The 20,096-nt window shown below is 72.1% G+C and carries 21 protein-coding genes; 13 read left to right on the top strand and 8 right to left on the bottom strand.

Annotated features, from left to right (window positions below; translation table 11 throughout):
- Window positions 1–37 precede the first annotated feature (37 nt).
- Window positions 38–913 (top strand): DUF4429 domain-containing protein, encoded by an 876-nt coding sequence (locus OHU34_RS29235; protein ID WP_230195971.1) that lies wholly within the window; start codon window positions 38–40, stop codon window positions 911–913.
- Window positions 914–943: 30 nt separating this feature from the next.
- Here the strand turns inward: OHU34_RS29235 and OHU34_RS29230 are convergent, their stop codons facing one another.
- Together OHU34_RS29230 and OHU34_RS29225 are read right to left on the bottom strand one after the other, a co-directional pair.
- On the bottom strand, window positions 944–1,960 hold the full coding sequence (locus OHU34_RS29230; protein ID WP_405769050.1) for an aldo/keto reductase: 1,017 nt from the start codon (window positions 1,958–1,960) through the stop codon (window positions 944–946).
- The gene (locus tag OHU34_RS29225) at window positions 1,957–2,451 is read right to left on the bottom strand and encodes a MerR family transcriptional regulator (protein ID WP_200839666.1); all 495 of its coding nucleotides are present in this window, start codon (window positions 2,449–2,451) and stop codon (window positions 1,957–1,959) included. Before OHU34_RS29225 ends, OHU34_RS29230 begins: the two co-directional genes overlap by 4 nt.
- A 97-nt stretch (window positions 2,452–2,548) precedes the next feature.
- On the opposite strand from OHU34_RS29225, the gene OHU34_RS29220 reads away from it, so the two are divergent.
- Both OHU34_RS29220 and OHU34_RS29215 read left to right on the top strand, forming a co-directional pair.
- Window positions 2,549–3,028 (top strand): GNAT family N-acetyltransferase, encoded by a 480-nt coding sequence (locus OHU34_RS29220; RefSeq protein WP_142264057.1) that lies wholly within the window; start codon window positions 2,549–2,551, stop codon window positions 3,026–3,028.
- Window positions 3,029–3,061: 33 nt separating this feature from the next.
- Window positions 3,062–3,883: a serine hydrolase gene (locus OHU34_RS29215; RefSeq protein ID WP_142264058.1), complete on the top strand. Its 822-nt coding sequence runs from the start codon at window positions 3,062–3,064 to the stop codon at window positions 3,881–3,883.
- Here the strand turns inward: OHU34_RS29215 and OHU34_RS29210 are convergent.
- Window positions 3,849–4,547, bottom strand: a complete 699-nt coding sequence (locus OHU34_RS29210; RefSeq protein ID WP_142267804.1) for a pirin family protein — start codon at window positions 4,545–4,547, stop codon at window positions 3,849–3,851. The two genes, OHU34_RS29215 and OHU34_RS29210, sit on opposite strands and share 35 nt — an antisense overlap.
- Window positions 4,548–4,663: 116 nt before the next feature.
- Between OHU34_RS29210 and OHU34_RS29205 the strand changes: the two genes are divergently transcribed.
- From OHU34_RS29205 to fabF, 5 genes are all read left to right on the top strand, one after another.
- On the top strand, window positions 4,664–5,869 hold the full coding sequence (locus tag OHU34_RS29205) for a CdaR family transcriptional regulator (RefSeq protein ID WP_020126928.1): 1,206 nt from the start codon (window positions 4,664–4,666) through the stop codon (window positions 5,867–5,869).
- Between the two features lie 89 nt (window positions 5,870–5,958).
- Window positions 5,959–6,885, top strand: coding sequence for an ACP S-malonyltransferase (locus OHU34_RS29200; protein ID WP_142264059.1), 927 nt, complete (start codon window positions 5,959–5,961; stop codon window positions 6,883–6,885).
- A gap of 9 nt (window positions 6,886–6,894) precedes the next feature.
- The gene (locus tag OHU34_RS29195; protein ID WP_142264060.1) at window positions 6,895–7,896 is read left to right on the top strand and encodes a ketoacyl-ACP synthase III; all 1,002 of its coding nucleotides are present in this window, start codon (window positions 6,895–6,897) and stop codon (window positions 7,894–7,896) included.
- An 81-nt stretch (window positions 7,897–7,977) separates the two neighbouring features.
- The gene (locus OHU34_RS29190) at window positions 7,978–8,226 is read left to right on the top strand and encodes an acyl carrier protein (protein ID WP_020126931.1); all 249 of its coding nucleotides are present in this window, start codon (window positions 7,978–7,980) and stop codon (window positions 8,224–8,226) included.
- Between the two features lie 80 nt (window positions 8,227–8,306).
- On the top strand, window positions 8,307–9,587 hold the full coding sequence (fabF, locus tag OHU34_RS29185; protein WP_142264061.1) for a beta-ketoacyl-ACP synthase II: 1,281 nt from the start codon (window positions 8,307–8,309) through the stop codon (window positions 9,585–9,587).
- 67 nt (window positions 9,588–9,654) lie between these two features.
- Here the strand turns inward: fabF and OHU34_RS29180 are convergent, their stop codons facing one another.
- The gene (locus OHU34_RS29180) at window positions 9,655–10,149 is read right to left on the bottom strand and encodes a DUF3145 domain-containing protein (RefSeq protein WP_054238125.1); all 495 of its coding nucleotides are present in this window, start codon (window positions 10,147–10,149) and stop codon (window positions 9,655–9,657) included.
- Window positions 10,150–10,411: 262 nt separating this feature from the next.
- Here OHU34_RS29180 and OHU34_RS29175 point away from each other — a divergent pair, with 262 nt between their 5' ends.
- Both OHU34_RS29175 and OHU34_RS29170 read left to right on the top strand, forming a co-directional pair.
- On the top strand, window positions 10,412–11,314 hold the full coding sequence (locus OHU34_RS29175; RefSeq protein ID WP_142264062.1) for an SGNH/GDSL hydrolase family protein: 903 nt from the start codon (window positions 10,412–10,414) through the stop codon (window positions 11,312–11,314).
- Between the two features lie 15 nt (window positions 11,315–11,329).
- Window positions 11,330–12,307 (top strand): aldose epimerase family protein, encoded by a 978-nt coding sequence (locus tag OHU34_RS29170; protein WP_142264063.1) that lies wholly within the window; start codon window positions 11,330–11,332, stop codon window positions 12,305–12,307.
- 101 nt (window positions 12,308–12,408) lie between these two features.
- Here the strand turns inward: OHU34_RS29170 and OHU34_RS29165 are convergent, their stop codons facing one another.
- Window positions 12,409–14,841 carry a glycoside hydrolase family 3 protein gene (locus OHU34_RS29165; protein WP_405769044.1) on the bottom strand — a complete coding sequence of 811 codons (2,433 nt, stop codon included), beginning with the start codon at window positions 14,839–14,841 and terminating at the stop codon, window positions 12,409–12,411.
- A gap of 103 nt (window positions 14,842–14,944) precedes the next feature.
- On the opposite strand from OHU34_RS29165, the gene OHU34_RS29160 reads away from it, so the two are divergent.
- Window positions 14,945–15,538, top strand: a complete 594-nt coding sequence (locus OHU34_RS29160; RefSeq protein ID WP_142264065.1) for a TetR/AcrR family transcriptional regulator — start codon at window positions 14,945–14,947, stop codon at window positions 15,536–15,538.
- Window positions 15,539–15,635: 97 nt separating this feature from the next.
- Here OHU34_RS29160 and OHU34_RS29155 read toward each other — a convergent pair whose 3' ends face one another.
- Window positions 15,636–15,833, bottom strand: a complete 198-nt coding sequence (locus OHU34_RS29155; RefSeq protein WP_308285926.1) for a hypothetical protein — start codon at window positions 15,831–15,833, stop codon at window positions 15,636–15,638.
- 61 nt (window positions 15,834–15,894) lie between these two features.
- Between OHU34_RS29155 and OHU34_RS29150 the strand changes: the two genes are divergently transcribed.
- On the top strand, window positions 15,895–17,181 hold the full coding sequence (locus OHU34_RS29150; RefSeq protein WP_405769041.1) for a pyroglutamyl peptidase: 1,287 nt from the start codon (window positions 15,895–15,897) through the stop codon (window positions 17,179–17,181).
- A gap of 25 nt (window positions 17,182–17,206) precedes the next feature.
- Here OHU34_RS29150 and OHU34_RS29145 read toward each other — a convergent pair whose 3' ends face one another.
- Window positions 17,207–17,821 (bottom strand): LysE family translocator, encoded by a 615-nt coding sequence (locus OHU34_RS29145; protein ID WP_142264066.1) that lies wholly within the window; start codon window positions 17,819–17,821, stop codon window positions 17,207–17,209.
- Window positions 17,818–18,624 carry an EI24 domain-containing protein gene (locus OHU34_RS29140; RefSeq protein WP_142264067.1) on the bottom strand — a complete coding sequence of 269 codons (807 nt, stop codon included), beginning with the start codon at window positions 18,622–18,624 and terminating at the stop codon, window positions 17,818–17,820. The genes OHU34_RS29145 and OHU34_RS29140 overlap by 4 nt, the downstream gene beginning before the upstream one ends.
- Before the next feature lie 243 nt (window positions 18,625–18,867).
- Here OHU34_RS29140 and OHU34_RS29135 point away from each other — a divergent pair, with 243 nt between their 5' ends.
- Complete coding sequence (locus OHU34_RS29135) at window positions 18,868–20,043, top strand: serine hydrolase domain-containing protein (RefSeq protein ID WP_405769037.1); 1,176 nt, start codon at window positions 18,868–18,870, stop codon at window positions 20,041–20,043.
- Window positions 20,044–20,096 lie beyond the last annotated feature (53 nt).

The following is a 20,096-nucleotide window of genomic DNA, read 5'->3' as shown; positions in this document are numbered from 1 at the left end:
CGCGGGGAGGGGACGAAGAATGGGTGTCCCGCATACGATGAGCCGCATGGGTGACGTACTGGCCGGAATTCATGCCGCCTGGGAGTTCGATTCCGACTCCGTCCTCATCCGCTACGAACGGGGGCTGCGCACGCCCAAGCTGCTGTCGGCACTGGGCGAGCGCCGGATTCCGCTGGCGGCCATCGGTCGGGTGACCCTGACCGCCGGCAAGCGCGGAACGGTCGTGCTCCAGGCGGAGCCGAGGCCGGGAGCCGACCCGTTGATGGAGGCGGCCGCGGGACAGCTCAAGGAAGGGTGCGATCCGTACCGGCTGGTGCTGCCCGCCGAACGGGAGACGCTCGCCGAGTACTACGCCGACGAGCTGCGGGCGCGGCTGACCGACTCCGGGCCGGCGGAACGGTTCCTCGTGGACGCCCCCGAGGCGCCGCTGTCGTTCAAGGCGTACGACGGGAAGGCCTCGTTCGACGGGCGCACCGTGCGGTTCCGGTGGTTCTGGACGGGCGCGTCGTCGGCGAAGTGGAAGGCCGGCGACCAGAGTTTCGCCGTGTCCGCGCTGACCGGGGTCGAGTGGCGGTCACCCGAGGTGTTCGAGGGGCATCTGCGGCTGCTGCGCGGCGAGGCCGCTCCGGCCCAGGCCGACCAGGATCCGGCGACCGTCGTCTTCGGGCTGGGGTACGGGCCGGTGCACGAGTCGCTGCCGTTCGCGGCGGCGGTCCTCGCGGCGGTCCGCGGGCGCGGATCCGCGGCGGCGGTCCAGGCGGCGGCCGTCCCGGCAGCGGCCGTGGTCGCGCCGCGCCGGGACCCCGCCGACATCGCCGAGCGGATCCGCCACCTCGGGGAGCTGCACCTGGCCGGGCTGGTCACCGACGAGGAGTTCTCCGCCAAGAAGGCCGAGTTGCTGGCCGAGCTCTAGGGCCCGACCCGAACGGGCGGGCCCCGGCTCTCACTCGCGTCCGGCGGAGGTGAACCTCATGTCCGGGTAACGGTCGCCCGCCACCTTGCCCGCGATGGGCTCCAGCGACGCCAGTTCCTCCGGCGTCAGTTCGACGGCCGTCGCCGCCGTGTTCTCCTCGACCCGGGTGGGCTTGCGGGTGCCCGGGATCGGGACCACCGACAGGCCGTGGACCCGGGACTGCTGCTGGACCCAGGCCAGGGCGATCTGAGCGGGCGTGGCCCCGTGGGCCTGCGCGATCGCGCGGATCGGGTCCAGGAGTGCCCCGTTGGCGGCGGCGTTGTCGCCGGTGAAGCGGGGCTGCCGACGGCGGAAGTCGTCGGCGGTGAGGTCCTGGTCGGCGTCGGCGAAGGAGCCGGTGAGGAATCCCCGGCCGAGCGGGGAGTACGCGACCAGGGTCACGCCCAGTTCACGGGCCGCCGGGACCACCTGGGCCTCGATGTCGCGACTGAACAGCGACCACTCCGACTGCACGGCGGCGATGGGGTGGACCTCCTGGGCCGCGCGCAGTTCGGCGGCCGTCACCTCGCTCAGGCCGAGCTGCTTGACCTTGCCCTCGCGCACCAGTTCGGCCATCACGCCGACGGTGTCCTCGATCGGCACGTACACATCGCGCCGGTGCATGTAGTAGAGGTCGATGACGTCGACGTCCAGCCGGCTCAGGCTCGCCTCGACGGACTGCCGGATGTAGGGCGCGTCGTTGCGGATGATCCGCCGGGTCGGGTCGTCCGGCGGGACCGCCAGGGCGAACTTGGTCGCGATCACGACCTCGTCGCGGTGGGCCTTGAAGAACGGGGAGAGGAACTTCTCGTTCTCGCCCGCGCCGTACGCGTCCGCCGTGTCGTACATCGTGACGCCGAGCTCCAGGGCGCGTTCCAGGGTGGCCCGGGACTCCTTCGCGTCCGAGGGGCCGTAGGCGAAGCTCATGCCCATGCAGCCGAGGCCCTGGGCACCGATCTCGGGGCCCTGTCCGCCGAGTCGGGCCGTCGGGATCCTGTGGTCGGTCATCGGGCGGTCCCTTCCGCTTCCTGGTACTGGACGCCGGTGGCGTCTCCATAGAAATTGATCTTGCGGTCGAGCACGGCGAGGGTGTCCTGGAGTTCGGCGATCCGGACCCGGACGTCCCGCCGGGTCGCCTCCAGCAGCTCGTACCGCTCGCGGAACGTGTTCTCGCCCTCCCGCACCAGTTCGGCGTACCGCACCATGTCGGCGACCGGCATACCGGTCAGCCGCAGCTTCCCGACGAGGTCGAGCCAGTCCAGGTCACGGTTGCTGTAACGGCGCTGGCCGGTGTGCGAGCGGTCGATGTGGGACATCAGCCCGATCCGCTCGTACCAGCGCAGGGTGTGGGCGGTGAGGCCGGTGAAGGCGACGACCTCGCTGATCGTGTAACTGTCCTGCCCGTCCGGACGGGGGTGCCGCGGGGGTGGCGCGGAGCAGACGTCCGGCGGGTCCGGGGTTTGCTCGATGGTCACGGGCGTGGTCTGCAACACCGTCATGTCCTCCACGCTAGGGCCTTGGAGTGCGCTCCAAGCAAGCGGAATCGGTAAGAAAACCGGGGGACGCGGCTTGATCACGCTGGTTAGCGTGCGGGGCATGAGTCTCGTACGCCGTGCCCTGCCCGAGGACGCCGCCGAAGTACTGCGGCTGCGCCAAGTGATGATCGACTCGACGTCTTCGGTGTCCCCGGTGGGCACCTCCACCGGCTGGCATGCCGAGTCGCTGCCCACGCTGCGGGAGCGGCTGACCGAGCCGGACGGGGACTTCGCGGCCTTCGTCGTGGATCACCCGGAACGGCCGGGGACGCTGGCCGCGCTGGTCGTCGGGACGGTCGAGTACCGGATCGGCCGGGCCGGCAACCCGCGGGGGACCATCGGTTTCGTCTTCAGCGTCGCCACCGACCCGGACGCGCGCCGCCGAGGGTACGCACGCGCCGGCATGGACGCGCTGCTGGCCTGGTTCCGGGCGCGGGGCGTCGTACAGGTCCACCTCACCGCGTCCGCCGACGCGGCGCCCCTCTACTCCTCCCTGGGCTTCAGGCCCAAGCCGGATCCCTTGATGGAGCTGCTGCTGTGAGTCGCGCGGGCCGGACGGCATAGGCTCGACGGCATGTCGCTCAAGAGCCTCGCGCTGATCGAGAACTGGCCGGTTCCCTCCGCCTCGGCGGGTGTCGTACGGGCCGACGGTACGGTCCTGGGGACCCACGGCCCGGTCGGCCGGCGCTTTCCGCTGGCCTCGGTCACCAAGCCGCTCGCCGCGTACGCCGCCCTCGTCGCGTACGAGGAGGGGGCGATCGAGCTGGACGAACCGGCCGGGCCGCCCGGGGCCACGGTCCGCCATCTCCTCGCGCACACCTCCGGGCTGGCCTTCGACGAGCACCGGGTGACGGCGCCTCCCGGGGAGCGGCGGCTGTACTCCAACGCAGGGTTCGAGCAGCTCGGCGACCACCTGGCGAAGGCCACGGAGATCCCGTTCGCGGAGTATCTGCGGCAGGCGGTGCTGGAGCCGCTGGGCATGACCGGCACCTTGCTGGAGGGCTCCCCGGCGAAGGACGGCGTCTCGACGGTCGAGGACCTGCTGCGGTTCGCGGCGGAGGTGCAGGCGCCCCGGCTGCTGGATCCGCGGACGGTGGCGGCGGCGATGACCGTGCAGTACCCGGGCACGAAGGGCGTGCTGCCGGGATACGGGCACCAGAACCCCAACGACTGGGGGCTCGGCTTCGAGATCCGCGACTCCAAGTCGCCGCACTGGACGGGGAGTTCCTCCTCGCCTCGTACCTTCGGGCACTTCGGCCAGTCCGGTACGTTCCTGTGGGTCGACCCCGGGGCGGGCGTCGCCGGGGTCGCCCTGACGGACCGGGCGTTCGGACCGTGGGCGGTCGAGGCGTGGCCCGCGTTCACGGACGCGGTGCTGGCGGAGGTCCGGGGCTGAACTCCTGGTCTCCCGGGCCGAACACCCACATCAGCAGCTCCGCGTCGGTCACGCCCACCGCCTCCACGTCCTTCGCGTCCGTGATGCGTGCCGCGTCCCCCGGCGCCAGCTCCTCGCCGTCCAGGCGGGCTTCGCCGCGTACGACGTGGACGTAGACGTGCGGCGCGTCCGGCACCGCCGTCCGCTCCCCCGCGCCCAGGCGCCGTACGTGCAGCATCGCGCCCGCCTCCGGGACGGCGTACGGGGTGGAGTCGGCGATGCCGCGGACCGTCCCGTAGGACGGTTCGCCGCCGGGGTCGAAGGGGGCCAGCCACATCTGGACGAAGACCAGGGGCACGTCGGCGTCGTTGCGTTCCACGTGCCGTACGCCGCCCGCGGAGCTGAGCCGCTGCACGTCCCCGGGGCGGACCACGCTCTCGTGGCCGGCCGAGTCACGGTGCGTGAGCTCGCCCTCGACCACCCAGGTCACGATCTCGGTGTGGCTGTGGGGATGCTCGTCGAAGCCGGCGCCGGGTGCGAGGCGCTCCTCGTTGCAGGCGATCAGCGGACCGAAGCGGAGGTTGCCGGGGTCGTAGTGGGGGCCGAAGGAGAAGGCGTGCCGGGTGTCGATCCCGGCGGCCGGGTCCCCGCCTCGGTAGCGCGCGTCGGCGCGCCGTACGTCCATCACGCGTCCACGGTAGACCCGCCGCCCCCCGCGCGATGACCGTGCGACGACCGCGTGCCGCCCCCTCCCGCGACCCGGCGGCGCACGCCCCCGTCCCGATAAGGCAGTCTTGTCCCGTGCCCGAACCCGAAACCAGTCACCCCGATCCCGCGGCGCACGCCGTCCACCCCCACCCCGCGACGCTGAAGCGGCTGGAGAAGTCCTCCGGAAGTCTCGCCGCCCAGGCCATCGCGCGGATGGACGAGACACTGTCGTGGTACCGGGCGATGCCCCCGGAGAACCGTTCCTGGATCGGGCTGGTCGCCCAGGCGGGCATCGCCGCCTTCACCGAGTGGTTCCGGCACCCGGACGCCCCGCAGGCCATCTCCACGGATGTGTTCGGGACCGCGCCCCGTGAACTGACCCGGGCCATCACGCTGCGCCAGACCGTCGAGATGGTGCGCACCACCATCGAGGTCATGGAGTCCGCGATCGACGAGGTCGCGGCCCCCGGCGACGAGAACGTGCTGCGCGAGGCGCTCCTCGTGTACGCCCGGGAGATCGCCTTCGCCACCGCCCAGGTCTACGCCCAGGCCGCCGAGGCACGCGGCGCCTGGGACGCCCGGCTGGAGTCGCTCGTCGTGAACGCCGTGCTGAGCGGTGAGGCCGACGAAGGGGCGGTGAGCCGGGCCGCGGCGCTCGGGTGGAACGCGCCCGAGCATGTGTGTGTGGTCCTCGGGACCGCGCCCGACGGGGACTCCGAGCTGACCGTCGAGGCGATCCGGCGGGCCGCGCGACACGCCAAGCTCCAGGTCCTCACCGGGGTGCTCGGCTCCCGGCTGGTAGTGATCGCCGGTGGCAGCGACAACCCGCTCGCCGTCGCCCGGTCGCTGATCGGGCCGTTCGCCGCGGGACCCGTGGTGGCCGGACCCGTCGTACCCGACCTGCTCGCCGCGACCCGGTCCGCACAGGCCGCCGCGGCCGGACTCAAGGCCGGTTCCGCCTGGCAGGACGCACCCCGGCCGGTGCTGGCGGACGATCTGCTGCCGGAACGCGCGATCGCCGGTGATCCCGGTGCGCGTGAGCAGTTGGTGGAGGAGATCTACAGACCGCTCGAGGAGGCCGGGTCGGCGCTCCTGGAGACGCTCGCCGTCTATCTCGAACAGGCGTCCAGCCTCGAAGGGGCCGCCCGGATGCTTTTCGTTCATCCGAACACCGTGCGCTACCGGCTTCGACGTGTGACTGACGTCACCGGTTGGTCGCCTTCGGATGTACGCTCCGCGTTCACGCTCCGGATCGCGCTGATCCTGGGGCGCCTGGTCGACGGCGATCCCCAGACCTAGGCTTTTGTCGGGGCTCCACAAAACCCCCTGCCGTTCTTCGTCCCTGTCCCCACGGGCGGCTTTGGCCGCCCACAAGAGAGAGTGTGAGAGTGCTCGTACTCGTCGCTCCCGGCCAGGGCGCCCAGACGCCCGGCTTCCTGACCCCCTGGCTCGAACTCCCCGGTGCCGCCGCCCGCGTCGCCGCGTGGTCGGACGCCATCGGCCTGGACCTCGCCCACTACGGCACCCAGGCCGACGCGGACGAGATCCGTGACACCTCGGTGGCCCAGCCGCTGCTGGTGGCCGCCGGAATCCTGTCCGCCGCGGCACTCGGTGACGTCCGCGACATCGCGCCCGGCGCGGTCGCCGGCCACAGCGTCGGCGAGATCACCGCCGCGACCTTCGCCGGCGTCCTCGACGACACCGCCGCGCTGACCCTCGTCCGCAAGCGCGGCCTGGCCATGGCCGCCGCCGCCGCGATCACCGAGACCGGCATGTCCGCGCTGCTCGGCGGCGACCCCGAGGTCTCCGTCGCGCACCTGGAGAAGCTGGGGCTGACCCCGGCGAACATCAACGGCGCGGGCCAGATCGTCGCGGCGGGCACGCTGGAGCAGCTCGCGGCGCTGAACGAGGACAAGCCCGAGGGCGTCCGCAAGGTCGTCCCGCTGAAGGTCGCCGGCGCCTTCCACACGCGCCACATGGCGCCCGCCGTCGAGGCCCTCGCCAAGGCCGCCGTGGAGCTCACGCCGGCCGACCCGAAGATCCGTTACGTCTCCAACCGCGACGGGCAGTCCGTCGCCACCGGCGCCGAGATCCTGGAGCGGCTGGTCGGCCAGGTCGCCAACCCGGTTCGCTGGGACCTGTGCATGGAGACCTTCAAGGAGCTCGGCGCGACCGCGCTGATCGAGGTCTCCCCCGGCGGCACGCTGGTCGGCCTCGCCAAGCGCGCCCTGCCCGGCGTGAAGACGCTGGCGCTGAAGACCCCCGACGACCTCGACGCCGCTCGCGAGCTCATCGCCGAGCACGGCGTCGCCTGAGGAGCCCTGATGGCGAAGATCAAGCCCAGCAAGGGCTCCCCGTACGCGCGGATCCTCGGGGTCGGCGGCTACCGGCCCGTCCGGGTCGTCCCCAACGAGGTGATCCTCGAGACGATCGACTCGTCCGACGAGTGGATCCGCTCGCGTTCCGGCATCGAGACCCGGCACTGGGCGAACGACGAGGAGACCGTCGCCGCCATGTCCGTCGAGGCGTCCGGCAAGGCCATCGCCGACGCCGGGATCACCGCCGCGCAGATCGGCGCGGTGGTCGTGTCGACCGTCTCGCACTTCAAGCAGACGCCGGCCGTCGCCACCGAGATCGCCGACAAGCTCGGCACGAACAAGGCCGCCGCCTTCGACATCTCGGCCGGCTGCGCGGGCTTCGGCTACGGCCTGACGCTCGCCAAGGGCATGGTCGTCGAGGGCTCCGCGGAGTACGTCCTCGTGATCGGTGTCGAGCGGCTGTCCGACCTGACCGACCTGGAGGACCGCGCGACGGCCTTCCTGTTCGGCGACGGCGCGGGCGCGGTCGTGGTCGGCCCGTCCAAGGAGCCGGCGATCGGTCCGACGGTCTGGGGCTCCGAGGGCGACAAGTCGGAGACCATCAAGCAGACCGTGCCGTGGACGGACTACCGCGACGGCGAGGTCGCCAAGTTCCCCGCGATCACGCAGGAGGGCCAGGCGGTGTTCCGCTGGGCCGTCTTCGAGATGGCGAAGGTCGCCAAGGAGGCGCTCGACGCCGCCGGCATCACCGCCGACGAACTCGACGTCTTCATCCCGCACCAGGCCAACGAGCGGATCATCGACTCGATGGTGAAGACTCTCAAGCTGCCGGAGTCCGTCATGGTCGCCCGTGACGTGCGCACCACCGGCAACACCTCGGCCGCCTCGATTCCGCTCGCGATGGAGCGGCTCCTGGCGACCGGCGAGGCGAAGAGCGGCGACACCGCGCTCGTCATCGGATTCGGGGCGGGTCTCGTCTACGCCGCCACTGTCGTTACCCTCCCCTAGGCACTCCGTGCCGGATCAACCGGTCCGGTGCGGGAGACACCCCACGCCACACCCTCTGGAATATCAAAGAAGGAGCGCCAAATGGCCGCCACTCAGGAAGAGATCGTCGCCGGTCTCGCCGACATCGTGAACGAGATCGCCGGCATCCCGGTTGAGGACGTCCAGCTGGACAAGTCCTTCACCGACGACCTGGACGTCGACTCGCTGTCCATGGTCGAGGTCGTCGTCGCCGCCGAGGAGCGCTTCGAGGTCAAGATCCCGGACGAGGACGTCAAGAACCTCAAGACCGTCGGCGACGCGACGAACTACATCCTCAAGAACCAGGCCTGATCCAACGGCCCCCTGGGCTGAACTGCCCCGCCACCCGGCGGTGGCGCCGCTGAATCCTCGTAACGTTGGAGAAAGAATCCGTGAGCCCGACCAATCGCACCGTGGTCGTCACCGGTATCGGCGCAACCACACCGCTGGGTGGCGACGCAGCCTCTACCTGGGAGGGTCTGGTCGCCGGCAAGTCCGGTGTCAAGGTCCTGGAGCATGAGTGGGCGGCCGAGCAGGCCGTCCGTATCGCGGCCCGCGTCGCGGTGGAGCCTCTCGAGGTCCTGCCGCGGCCGCAGGCCCGCAAGCTGGACCGCTCGGCGCAGTTCGCGCTGATCGCGGCCCAGGAAGCCTGGAAGGACGCCGGTTTCTCCGGCAAGGCCGGTGAGGACGGCAGCGAGGGCGACGTCGACCCCGACCGGCTCGGCGCGGTCATCGCCTCCGGCATCGGCGGCGTCACCACCCTGCTCGACCAGTACGACGTGCTGAAGGAGAAGGGCGTCCGCCGCGTCTCCCCGCACACCGTGCCCATGCTGATGCCGAACAGCCCCTCCGCCAACGTGGGTCTGCTCGTGGGCGCCCGCGCGGGCGTGCACACGCCGGTCTCGGCGTGCGCGTCGGGCGCGGAGGCCATCGGCTACGCCATCGAGATGATCCGTACGGGCCGCGCCGACGTCGTGGTCGCCGGCGGTACGGAAGCGGCGATCCACCCGCTGCCCATCGCCGCGTTCGGCAACATGATGGCGATGTCCAAGAACAACGACGACCCGCAGGGCGCCTCGCGTCCCTACGACGTCGCCCGCGACGGTTTCGTCATGGGCGAGGGGGCCGGCGTGATCGTCCTGGAGTCCGCCGAGCACGCCGCGCAGCGCGGGGCCCGGGTGTACGCGGAGGCGGTCGGCCAGGGCATCTCCTCCGACGCCCACGACATCGTGCAGCCGGAGCCCGAGGGCCGCGGTATCGCGCACGCCCTCCAGAACCTGCTGGACAGCACCGACCTGAACCCGGCGGAGATCGTGCACGTCAACGCGCACGCCACCTCGACGCCGGCCGGTGACGTGGCCGAACTGAAGGCGCTGCGCAAGGTGTTCGGTGACGACACCGACCACATGGCGATCTCCGCGACCAAGTCGATGACCGGTCATCTGCTGGGTGGCGCGGGTGGCGTGGAGTCCGTCGCGACGGTCCTCGCGCTGTACAACCGCGTCGCTCCGCCGACCATCAACGTCGAGAACCTCGACCCCGAGGCCGAGGCCGCCGCGGACATCGTGCGGGGCGAGGCGCGCAAGCTGCCCGTGGAGGGCCGTATCGCCGCCCTGAACGACTCGTTCGGGTTCGGTGGGCACAACGTGGTGCTGGCGTTCCGTACGGTCTGAGCGGCGCCTGTACACAGCCGAAGGGGCCCCACCTGCGAAGGTGGGGCCCCTTCGGGCTTTTCCGGTCTCACACCACCTGGTGCAGCCAGCGCACCGGAGCTCCTTCGCCCGCGTATCTGAACGGCTCCAGTTCGTCGTCCCACGGCTTGCCGAGGAGCTTGGAGAGTTCGGCCTCCAGGTCCGTCTCGCCGCGCTGACTGCGCAGCAGGGCGGCGCGCAGCCGGTCCTCGGGGATGAGGATGTCGCCGTGGATGCCGGTGACGGCGTGGAAGATGCCCAGGTCCGGCGTGCAGCTGTAGCGCTCGCCCTCGGCGGTGGCGCAGGGCTCGGCGGTGACCTCGAAGCGCAGCAGGTGCCAGCCGCGCAGCGCGGAGGCCAGCTTGGACGCCGTGCCGGCCTCGCCCTTCCAGGAGAACTCCGAGCGCCAGGTGCCGGGCGCGGCGGGCTGCCGGATCCAGTCGAGGTTGACGCGCGTGCCGAGCACCCCGGCGACGGCCCACTCGACGTGCGGGCACAGCGCGCGCGGCGCGGAGTGCACGTACAGAACTCCACGTGTCGTCACCGGGACCTCCGGGCAGAGCGGGACAGTCTTGCAGGCCGGCATGGCTGCGGTGGCAGGCAGCCGCGTTGATGGCGAGGCTACCGTGCGGCGACGCAAGGAGTGTGACGTACCGTCGGTCCCAGTGCCGTGAAACCTCCGCCATTCACTCGGCAGGACGCCTGTGCGGGCGTGAGGCGTTCCATCTTGTGGGTGTGATTCGCCGGGAACTCCCGCGCGTTGTCATAGGGGGGCGTTGTTCGAGGAGCGAGGGGAACACCAGCGGATGCGGAAACGGAACCGGCACGCGCGGGCCGTGCTCGCGGGCACGACGGCGGCCGTCCTGGGCCTGGCCGGCTGTGACGCACTGGGGGGCGGCGATGCCGGGGGAGCCTCGGGCACCCGGGCCCGGGAGGCGAAGCCGTCTCCGTCGCCGACCCCGTTGTGGGACTCCAGCCCGTCCTCCATGGCGGCCGTGGGCGACTCCATCACGCGCGGCTTCGACGCGTGTACGGTGCTCGCGGACTGCCCCGAGGTGTCCTGGGCCACCGGCGCCAGCACCGAGGTGAACAGCCTCGCCGTCCGGCTGCTGGGCGCGGCTGAGGCGGCCACGCACAGCTGGAACTACGCGGCGACCGGGGCGCGGATGGCGGACGTGCCGGCCCAGATGGCACAGGCGGCGGCCGAGAAACCGCAGTTGGTGACGGTGATGGCGGGGGCGAACGACGCGTGCCGGGAGTCGACGGCGGCGATGACGTCGGTGGCCGACTTCCGCGCGGAGTTCCAGGACGCGCTGAGCACGCTGCGCCGCGCGCTGCCGAAGACGCAGGTGTATGTGACGAGCGTGCCGAACCTGAAGCGGCTGTGGTCGCAGGGGCGGACGAACGTGCTGGGCAAGCAGGTGTGGAAGCTGGGTCTGTGTCCGTCGATGCTGGGCGACGCGGACGCGCTGGACGCGGCGGCGACCGCGCGGCGGGAGACCGTGCAGAAGCGGGTGGAGGACTACAACTCGGTGCTGGCGGAGGTCTGCGCGAAGGACGTGCGGTGCCGGTTCGACGGCGGGGCGGTGTACGACTTCAGGTTCGGAACCGACCAGTTGAGCCACTGGGACTGGTTCCACCCGAGCAAGGACGGACAGGCGCGGCTCGCTGAGCTGGCCTATCAGGGGGTCACCGCGAAGGGCTCGTGATTTAGGGTTTCGCTCATGAGCGAACACTTCGGAACACTTTCCGACGGCACTGTGGTGCACCGCTGGACTCTGGAGCGGGCGGGCACCCGGGTGCGGGTCCTTTCGTACGGCGGGATCGTGCAGTCCGTCGAGGTCCCCGACCGGGACGGGCACGCGGCGAACGTGGTGTTGGGGTTCGCGGACCTGGAGGGCTATCTCGCGCACCCGGAGCCCTTCCTCGGCGCGCTGATCGGGCGGTACGCCAACCGGATCGCGCACGCCCGCTTCCCGTTGGACGGCGTGACGTACTCGCTGGAGCCGAACAACGCGCCGAACTCCCTGCACGGCGGCGCGCACGGCTTCGACAAGCGGGTGTGGGACGTCCGGCCGGTCGAGCACGGGCTGCGGCTCAGCCGGGTCGCACCGCACGGCGAGGAGGGCTTCCCGGGCCGGCTCGAGGTCACGGCGACGTACACGCTCGACGCGTCGGGGGCGCTGAGATTCGTGTACGAGGCGGTCACGGACGCGCCGACGGTGGTGAACCTGACCAACCACAGCTACTTCAACCTGGGCGGTCCGGGGAGCGGCGGCGCGGGCGGCCACGAGCTGCGACTCGCCGCGTCCCGGTACACGCCGGTGGACGCGGACCTGATCCCGACGGGCGAGCTCGCGCAGGTGGCGGACGGCCGCTTCGACTTCCGTGCGGCCCGCAAGGTCGGCGCCGGCTACGACCACAACTTCGTGCTCGACAAGGGCGTCACGGACACTCCGGTCGAGGTGGCCGAGCTGCACGATCCGGCGTCCGGGCGGGTGCTGACGGTGGCGACCACCGAGCCGGGGCTCCAGCTGTACACCGCCGACCATCTGGGCGAGCCCTTCGAGCCCGGCGAGGGCGTCGCGCTGGAGACCCAGCACTTCCCCGACTCGCCGAACCGGCCGGAGTTCCCGAGCACCGAGCTGCGGCCGGGGGCCGCGTACCGGTCGGAGACGGTGTACGGCTTCTCCGTCAGGTAGGGGGCGCGGGGCCCCCGGAGCGCGCGCGTCGTAAAGGATGTTGCCCCGGTCCAGGGGTCAGGTCCCGGACCGGGGCTGTCAGTGGGGCGTCGGGCGCCGGTTCACACGTTAATCGTCGCGGTGATCCTGCGGTCGGCGATCGAGCGGCCCACCTGGATTTCGTACGAACCTTTCACAAAGGACCACCGGTGGTCCGCCTCGTCCCACACCTCGAAGGCCCGCTTCGGGATCTCCACGGTGACCTCGGCGCTCTCCCCCGGGCCCGCCTCGACGCCGGCGAAGCCGGCCAGCCAGCGGGCCGGGCGTTCGGGCGCCGGGGCCGTCCCGGTGGGGGCGAGGTAGACCTGCACGACCTCGCGCCCCGGCCGCGCGCCGCTGTTGCGGATCCGCACGGTGACCGTGGAGCCCGTGATGTCGACCGACTCGTACGTCCAGTCGGTGTAGCCGAGGCCGTGGCCGAAGGGGTGGACCGGGGTGCGGTGCGCCTTCTCCCAGGCGCGGTAGCCGATGAAGACGCCCTCTTCGTAGACGAGTTCGCCGTCGGTGGGGGTGACCTCGGTGACGGGGGCGTCGTCGAGGGAACCCCAGGTGGTGGGCAGCCGGCCGCCGGGTTCGTGGGTGCCCGTCAGGACGTCCGCCAGGGCCGCTCCGCCCTCCTGGCCGGGGAACCAGGTGAGCAGGACGGCCGCGACGTCCTCGCGCCACGGCAGCTCCACCGGGGAGCCCGCGTTGACGACCACGACCGTGTTCGGGTTGGCGGCGGCGACGGCACGGACCAGGTCGTCCTGCCGGCCGGGGAGGCGGAGGTCCTTGCGGTCGAAGCCCTCGGACTCGACGCGTTCGGTGGTGGCGACCACGACGACGGCCGTGTCGGCGGCCCGCGCCGCCAGGGCCGCCTCCGCGATCAGCTCGTCGGGGTCGCGCTGCGGCTCCTGGTGGGCCAGGGCGAAGGCGATGGCCTTGAAGGGGACGCCCTCGGGCAGCGCGAAGACGTGGGTGAGGGAGACCTCGACCGGTTCACCGGCGGTCAGCCGGGCCTCGGCGCGGGGCACCGGGGCGCCGAAGAACGCCTCGAAGGGGTCGCCGTCGTCGGCGGGACGCTGGACGTCGTCGTAGTACGTCGTCCCGCCGACGGCGAGGGTGAAGCCGCCCGTGCCCTTGATGCCGAAGGTGTGCGGGCCGCTCTCGCGCGGGGTGAAGGTGCCGGTCAGTTCGACCGTGTGGACGCGGTCGTGGGTGACGCCTTCGGGGAGGTCCGTGCCCATCCACTGGATCTGACCGCTCGGCGCGGACCGGGTGCCGATGACGGTTCCGGCGGCGTCGCGGCAGATCGCCCGCAGCGCGAAGCCCTTGTCGGCGACGGCGAGTTCGGTGGCGGGGTCGGCACCGACCGCGTAGCTGAGGGTGCCCTCGGGGAGCGCGGCGGTGAGGCCGTCGAGCGGGGAGACCGTGCGGGCCGGGAAGACGGTCGCGGAGCCGCCGCCGAGCACCCGGGCGTCGCGGGCGGCCGCGCCGACGAGGGCGACGGTGCCGGGCCTGAGCGGCAGCGCGTCGTCCTCGTTGCGGACCAGGACGAAGGAGCGGCGGGCCAGTTCGCGGGCGAGGGCCTCGCCGTCGACGGGGGCGGGCAGCCGGGTGACGGCCGGTTCGGCGTCCGCGAGGGCGCCGACGCGGGCGGCCAGCCGCAGGACGCGGCGTACGGCCTCGTCCACCTCGGACTCGTCGAGCCGGCCGTCGCGTACCGCCTCCGCGAGGGCCTCGCCGTAGACGGTCCGCGGTCCGGGCATGGCGACGTCGAGGCCGCCCTTGAGCGCTCCAACGGTGTCGCGGGCGGCCATCCAGTCGGAGACGTTGAAGCCGTCGAAGCCCCAGGTGTCGCGCAGCACCTCGTTCACGAGGTGGTGGTGCTCGGTCATGGTCGTGCCGTTGACCGTGTTGTAGGCGGTCATGATGCCCCAGGGGCGGGCGTTCTCGACGATGGCCTCGAAGGGGGCCAGGTACAGCTCGCGCAGGGCGCGTTCGCCGACCAGGTTGTCCACGGTGAAGCGGTCGGTCTCGGCGTCGTTGGCGACGAAGTGCTTGACGGTGGTGCCGACACCGCCGGACTGGACGCCGTTCACATAGCCCGCGCCGATCACCCCGGTCAGGTGGGGATCCTCGCTGTAGGCCTCGAAGTGGCGGCCGCCGAGCGGGGAGCGGTGCAGGTTGACCGTGGGGGCGAGCAGGACGTGGACGCCCTTGCGGCGGGCCTCCTGGGCCAGGAGGACGCCGGCGCGGTGGGCGAGTTCCGGGTCCCAGGTGGCCGCGAGGGCGGTGGGTGAGGGCAGCGCGACGGACGGGTCGTCGGCGGTCCAGCGCACACCCCGGACGCCCACGGGGCCGTCGGACATGACGAGGGACCGCAGTCCGATCTCCGGCAGCTCGGGCAGCGACCACATGTCCTGGCCGGCCAGCAGCCGGGTCTTGGCGTCCAGGTCGAGTCTGCCGAGGGCCTTCTCGACGGCCGCTTCCGTTCCCGCCTCGGTTCCCGCCATGGCGGTGCCTCCTCGTTGAGTGCCGGTGCAACGCCTCCATCGTGCCCGGGGTGCCTGTAGGGCGGTAGGTTTCGTTATCCTGCCGTTATATTCAAGGGCCTGAATGCCGTACCGTGACGGCATGAGCGCCAGGACCAGGAGCGAGGAGCGGCGGGCCGAGATCGTGCGGGCCGCCCTCGGGGTGATCGCCGAACGCGGCTACCGGGGCGCGAGCCTGGCCGCGGTCGCCGAGCGGGTGGGCCTGACCCAGCAGGGGCTGCTGCACCACTTCCCGACGAAGGACGCGCTGCTGGTGGCGGTGCTCCAGGAACGCGACCAGTGGGACGCCGTGCCGGACACCCGGTGGCGGATGGATCTGCTGGCCTCGCTCGTCGAGTACAACGCCATGCGGCCCGGCATCATCCAGACCTTCTCCGCGCTGCTCGGCGAGAGCGTCACGGAGGGGCATCCGGCGCGGGAGTACTTCACCGAGCGGTACGCACAGGTGCGGGCGAGCATGGCGGCGGTGCTGCGCACCGAGTACGGCGACCGCCTCCCGAACGGCCTCACCCCGGAGCGCACGGCCCCGCTGCTGGTGGCGGTGATGGACGGGCTCCAGTACCAGTGGCTGCTGGACCCGGAGTCGGTGGACATGCCCGGGGCGTTCCGGGACTTCCTGCTGCTGCTGGGCGAGGACGATCCCGACCGGCCGGCCTAGGCAGCCGTGCCAGGGCCGCCGCGCCGGGCCGCGGGCACCGCCACCACCTCGATCTCGATCCGCGCCTCGGGCCGGAACAGCGGGGACACCTCGAAGGTCATGCTCGTCGGCGGGGTGCCGGTGAGGAACCCGTGGCGTACGGCGCCCATTCGGCGAGCCTGTCGACGTCCGTGAGGTAGGTCGCGGCCACGGAGCGGGGGCGGTCACCGGCCCCGGCGGCGGTGGCGTTCGCCGCCGCGCTGCGGGAGGCCGCGACGGCGATCCCCGGCGCCATGGCGTAGACCACTTCCGTCACGGGATACTTCCGCCGTCCCACCCCACGCTCTCCCCCACAGCGACGGAAGGACCCGCCCCCCGTGCATCCCGCATACTCCGCGCGTTCCCTGCGCGTTCGCGTCGGCGTTCTGGCTCTGGCCCTGTCGGCCGGGCTCGCCGTTCCCACCACCACCGCCGCCGCCACCCCCGCCGCCGAGGCGGTGCCCACCCCCACGGTCGAGGAGCAGCGTCTGACGCAGGCCGTTCCCCAGGAGATCCTCGCCCGGTCCGGGTTCGACGCGGTGGCGCCGCGTCTGGCCCGGCTGCTGGAGGCCTCGCACTCCTACGCCCGGGCCCGTCAGGTCGTCACCCGCGAGGGCGCGGCCCTGTGGCGGCGGGCGGTGGACCGGGTCCAGGGGCGCGGCCCCGCCGGCGGGGACCTCAGCCGGGACGACGACCGGCCGCTGTACTGGGCGCGGCTCGGCATGACGAGCCAAGTGCGCACCTGGCAGCCCGGCTTCACGCTCACCGACGGCCAACGGGCCGCCCTGATGGACGTCTTGGAGCGCACCTCGCGCGGACAGACCGACCTGCACCTTCCGCCCCGCGCCAAGGGACTCAAGCGCGTTCTGGTCACCGGCTTCGACCCGTTCACCCTGGACCGGGACATCCGGATCTCGAACCCCTCGGGGGCGACGGCGCTCGCCCTCGACGGCACGGTGATCCGGACCGCGGACGGCCCGGCGCGGGTCGAGACCGCCGTGTTCCCGGTGCGCTGGCAGGACTTCGCGGAGCAGACGGTGGAGCGCGCGCTGCGGCCGTATCTGCCGCACGTCGATCTGTTCACCACCGTCAGCCAGGGCCGCGTCGGCCGCTTCGACGTGGAACGCACCAACGGGGCCTGGCGCGGCGGCTTCCCCGACAACGACAACATCGGCCGTACGGAGACGGTCCCGGTCACCGAGTCCGCCGCACAGCCGCAGTGGACGACCACGACGCTGCCGTACGCGGCGATCGTGGCGGCGGACACGGGCCGGTTCCCGGTCTACGACAACACGAGCGTCACCGAGATACCGGTTGGGGGTGCCCCCTCTGGGGGAGGCACCGAGCCCGTCGTCCGGCCGGACGGGCCGACGGCGGGGTCGACCGCACGGGCCGGGGGCGGCGGGAACTACCTCTCCAACGAGATCGCCTACCGGGCCACCCTGCTCCGCGACCGGCTGGGGCTGCACGACAGCCTGCCGGGCGGGCATGTGCACACGCCGGTCCTCCAGTTCGCGGCGGGCAACACCCAGGACGTGACCGATCCGGAGTTCGTGCGGAACCGGCTGGACATCGTCGCCCAGGTACGGGCGATCCTGGCCGTGGCCGTGGCGGCCGGGAGGTAGGTGCGCGCTGCCCCCGGTTCCCCGGTCAGTGCGAGGGCGCCAGCGCCAGGCTGACGCCCAGTCCCGCCAGGACCGAGCCGATGACCTTGTTGAGGACCTTCTGGCCGCGCAGCATCAGCGTGCGCATGCGGTCGTGGGAGAAGAAGACGGCTACCACGCCGAACCACAGCAGATGCGCCAGCGACATGAACAGGCCATAGCCGACCTGCTCCTGGACCGGCGTGCCGGGGCTGACGACCTGGGAGAACGTGGAGACGACGAAGAGGGTCGTCTTCGGGTTGAGGACGTTGGTCAGGAACCCCGCGCGCAGGGCCGCGAGCGGGGTCAGTCCGGTCCTGCCGGTGAGGTCGACCTCGACCTCGCCCTTGGTGCGGAAGGTACGGACGCCGATGTAGATCAGGTACGCCGCGCCGACCAGCTTGATCACGGTGAAGAGGAACGTGGACGACGCGATCAGCAGACCCACGCCGAGCATCGTGTACGTGACGTGGACGAGGACGCCCGCGGCGACTCCGGTCGCCGCGAGCAGTCCCGTACGGCGGCCGTAGAGGTAGCTGTTGCGGACGATCATCGCGAAGTCCGCGCCGGGGGCGATGACGGCCAGCACGGTGATGAGGGCGACGGCGAGCAGCTCGGTCACGAGGTGGCGTTCTCCTCTTTCGGGGTGTCGGCGCCGTCGGTCCGGTCGCCCTCGTCGATCTCCTCGCCGAGCAGTTCACGGGCCAGCAAGGTGGCGCCCGCGACCGCGCCCGGCATCAGGAACACCGCGACGACCGGCACCAGGAAGGCCAGCCCCAGGGGGGTCCCGAAGCCCCAGATCAGGGTCTTGCGGGAGCGGAGCAGGGCGAGCCGGGCCCGCAGGTCGACGCCTCGGCGCTGGAGGGCGACGGCGACGAGTTCCTCGGTGAGGAAGAAGCCGGTGACGAAGAAGCCGATCACCGGGACCACCGTCTGCCCGACGACCGGGATGAACCCGAGGGCGAACAGCAGCACGGCCCACAACAGCGCGCGGCACAGGATGCGGAGGCTGTCGCGGGCGGAGATCCACAGCTCGCGCCAGAGCGGCAGCCCGGACTCCGGGGCCGTGCCGTCGGGCGAGACGTCCCGGTCGACCTTCTCGGAGAGGCTCTCGTAGAACGGCTGCCCGATGAGCAGGGTGACCGCGGTGAAGGTGAGGACGGCGAGCAACAGTCCGAGGGCGAACAGCACGACGACGAGGAAGCCGCGGAACAGTCCGCGCCAGGGGCTCGTCCAGTCGTCGGCGAACGGTGTCGACCACCCGACGAAGTCCTCGCCCCACACCGCGAGCGCCACCAGGGCCGCCGCGTAGAGGACAAGTGTGATCAGGCCGGGAACGAGACCGAACCCGTACTGCTTGCCGTGCCGGGCCACCCACCGCTGGCCCTTCAGGAGGTACGTGAACCCCGCCCCTAGATCGCGCATGGCCGAACTCTATCGGTCGTGCACATTTCACGGCCCGGGGCCGGCCCGGGCCCGCGTGCCGTGCGCGGCGCGTCCCCGCGGCGGCCCTCGTAGGCCATCCGGGGCATCACTGACACCAACACCTGCTTGATGCAGTTGAGTCGAACAGGTACGCCTCGCCGTACCGATCTCCGGAAGCAACGATCTCGGCCAGGTGTTGATCACCATGGCACACGCAAGCAGTGGGCTGGTTGAGGAGAGCGAATGACTCGATTGACTCGGACGACGCAGGAGATCCACGGCAGCGTCGCCGACGGATTCGAAGCGGTGCGGGAGGCGTTCGCCGCGTTCGTGGCGGAGGAGCGGCCCGACTACGAAGGCCAGTTGTGCGCCCATGTGCACGGACGGCGGGTCGTCGACCTGTGGGCGCCGGGCGACGGCGCCGGCCCCGACTCCCTCTACGGCGTCTACTCCTCCACCAAGGGCGCCGCCCATCTGGTGGTCGCGCTCCTCGTCCAGGAGGGCACCCTGGAGCTGGACCGGAAAGTCACCTACTACTGGCCGGAGTTCGCGGCCGAGGGCAAGGGCGCGCTGACCCTGCGCGAGCTGCTCGCGCACCGGGCCGGGGTGATCGGCACGGACAGCGGGTTCTCGCCGCAGGAACTGGCCGACGACCGGCAGATCGCCGAACGCCTCGCCGACCAGCGGCCGTTCTGGCGACCGGGCACCGCCTTCGGCTACCACGGGCTGGTCATCGGGGCGCTCACCGGCGAGGTCGTACGGCGGGCCACGGGCCGCACGCTCCAGGAGGTGTACGAGGAGCGGGTGCGCGTCCCGTACGGGCTGGACTTCTTTCTGGGGCTGCCCGCGGCGCACGAGCCGCGGTTCCGCACCGCGCAGCCGATGGCCCCGAGCGCCGAGCAGCGGACGCTGCTGGACTCCCTGCCGGGCGGGCCGCACACCCTGTCCGCCGTCGCCTTCAACCGGCACGCCGCCGAGCCGACCGATCTGGAACTCCTGCCCAACGATCCCCTGATCCGGGCCAGGGGGCCGGCCTCGGTGGGCGGGGTGGCCTCGGCGCGCGGACTGGCCGGGTTGTACGCGGCGGCGATCAGCGAGGTCGGCGGGAAGGTGCCGCTGCTGAAGGAGGACACGGCGGCGGAGTTCGGGCAGCTGCACTCGGTGGGCTACGACGTGGTGGCGCGTTCGCACCGGTCGTACGGGCTGGGCTTCCAGGCGACCGCCGACCTCTGGCACCCGTTCCTCGGCGCCGGGGCGTTCGGGCACAGCGGGGCGGGCGGCTGCCAGGCCTTCGCGGATCCGCGCAGCGGGCTCGCCTACGGCTACACACGGCGCCGGTTCGCCTTCCCGGGCGGGTCCGCGCCGGAGAACGACCGACTGGCGGCGGCGGTGCACAGGGCGGCTCTCGCCGCCGGCTGACGGCACGGCCGTAGCCCGGACCGGCATGAGGACCGGCCGGTACGACCGGAGGG

It is taken from the genome of Streptomyces sp. NBC_00080, from assembly GCF_045041255.1.
GTDB lineage: Bacteria > Actinomycetota > Actinomycetes > Streptomycetales > Streptomycetaceae > Streptomyces > Streptomyces coriariae.
This window is presented reverse-complemented; position numbering and strand designations above follow the sequence as displayed.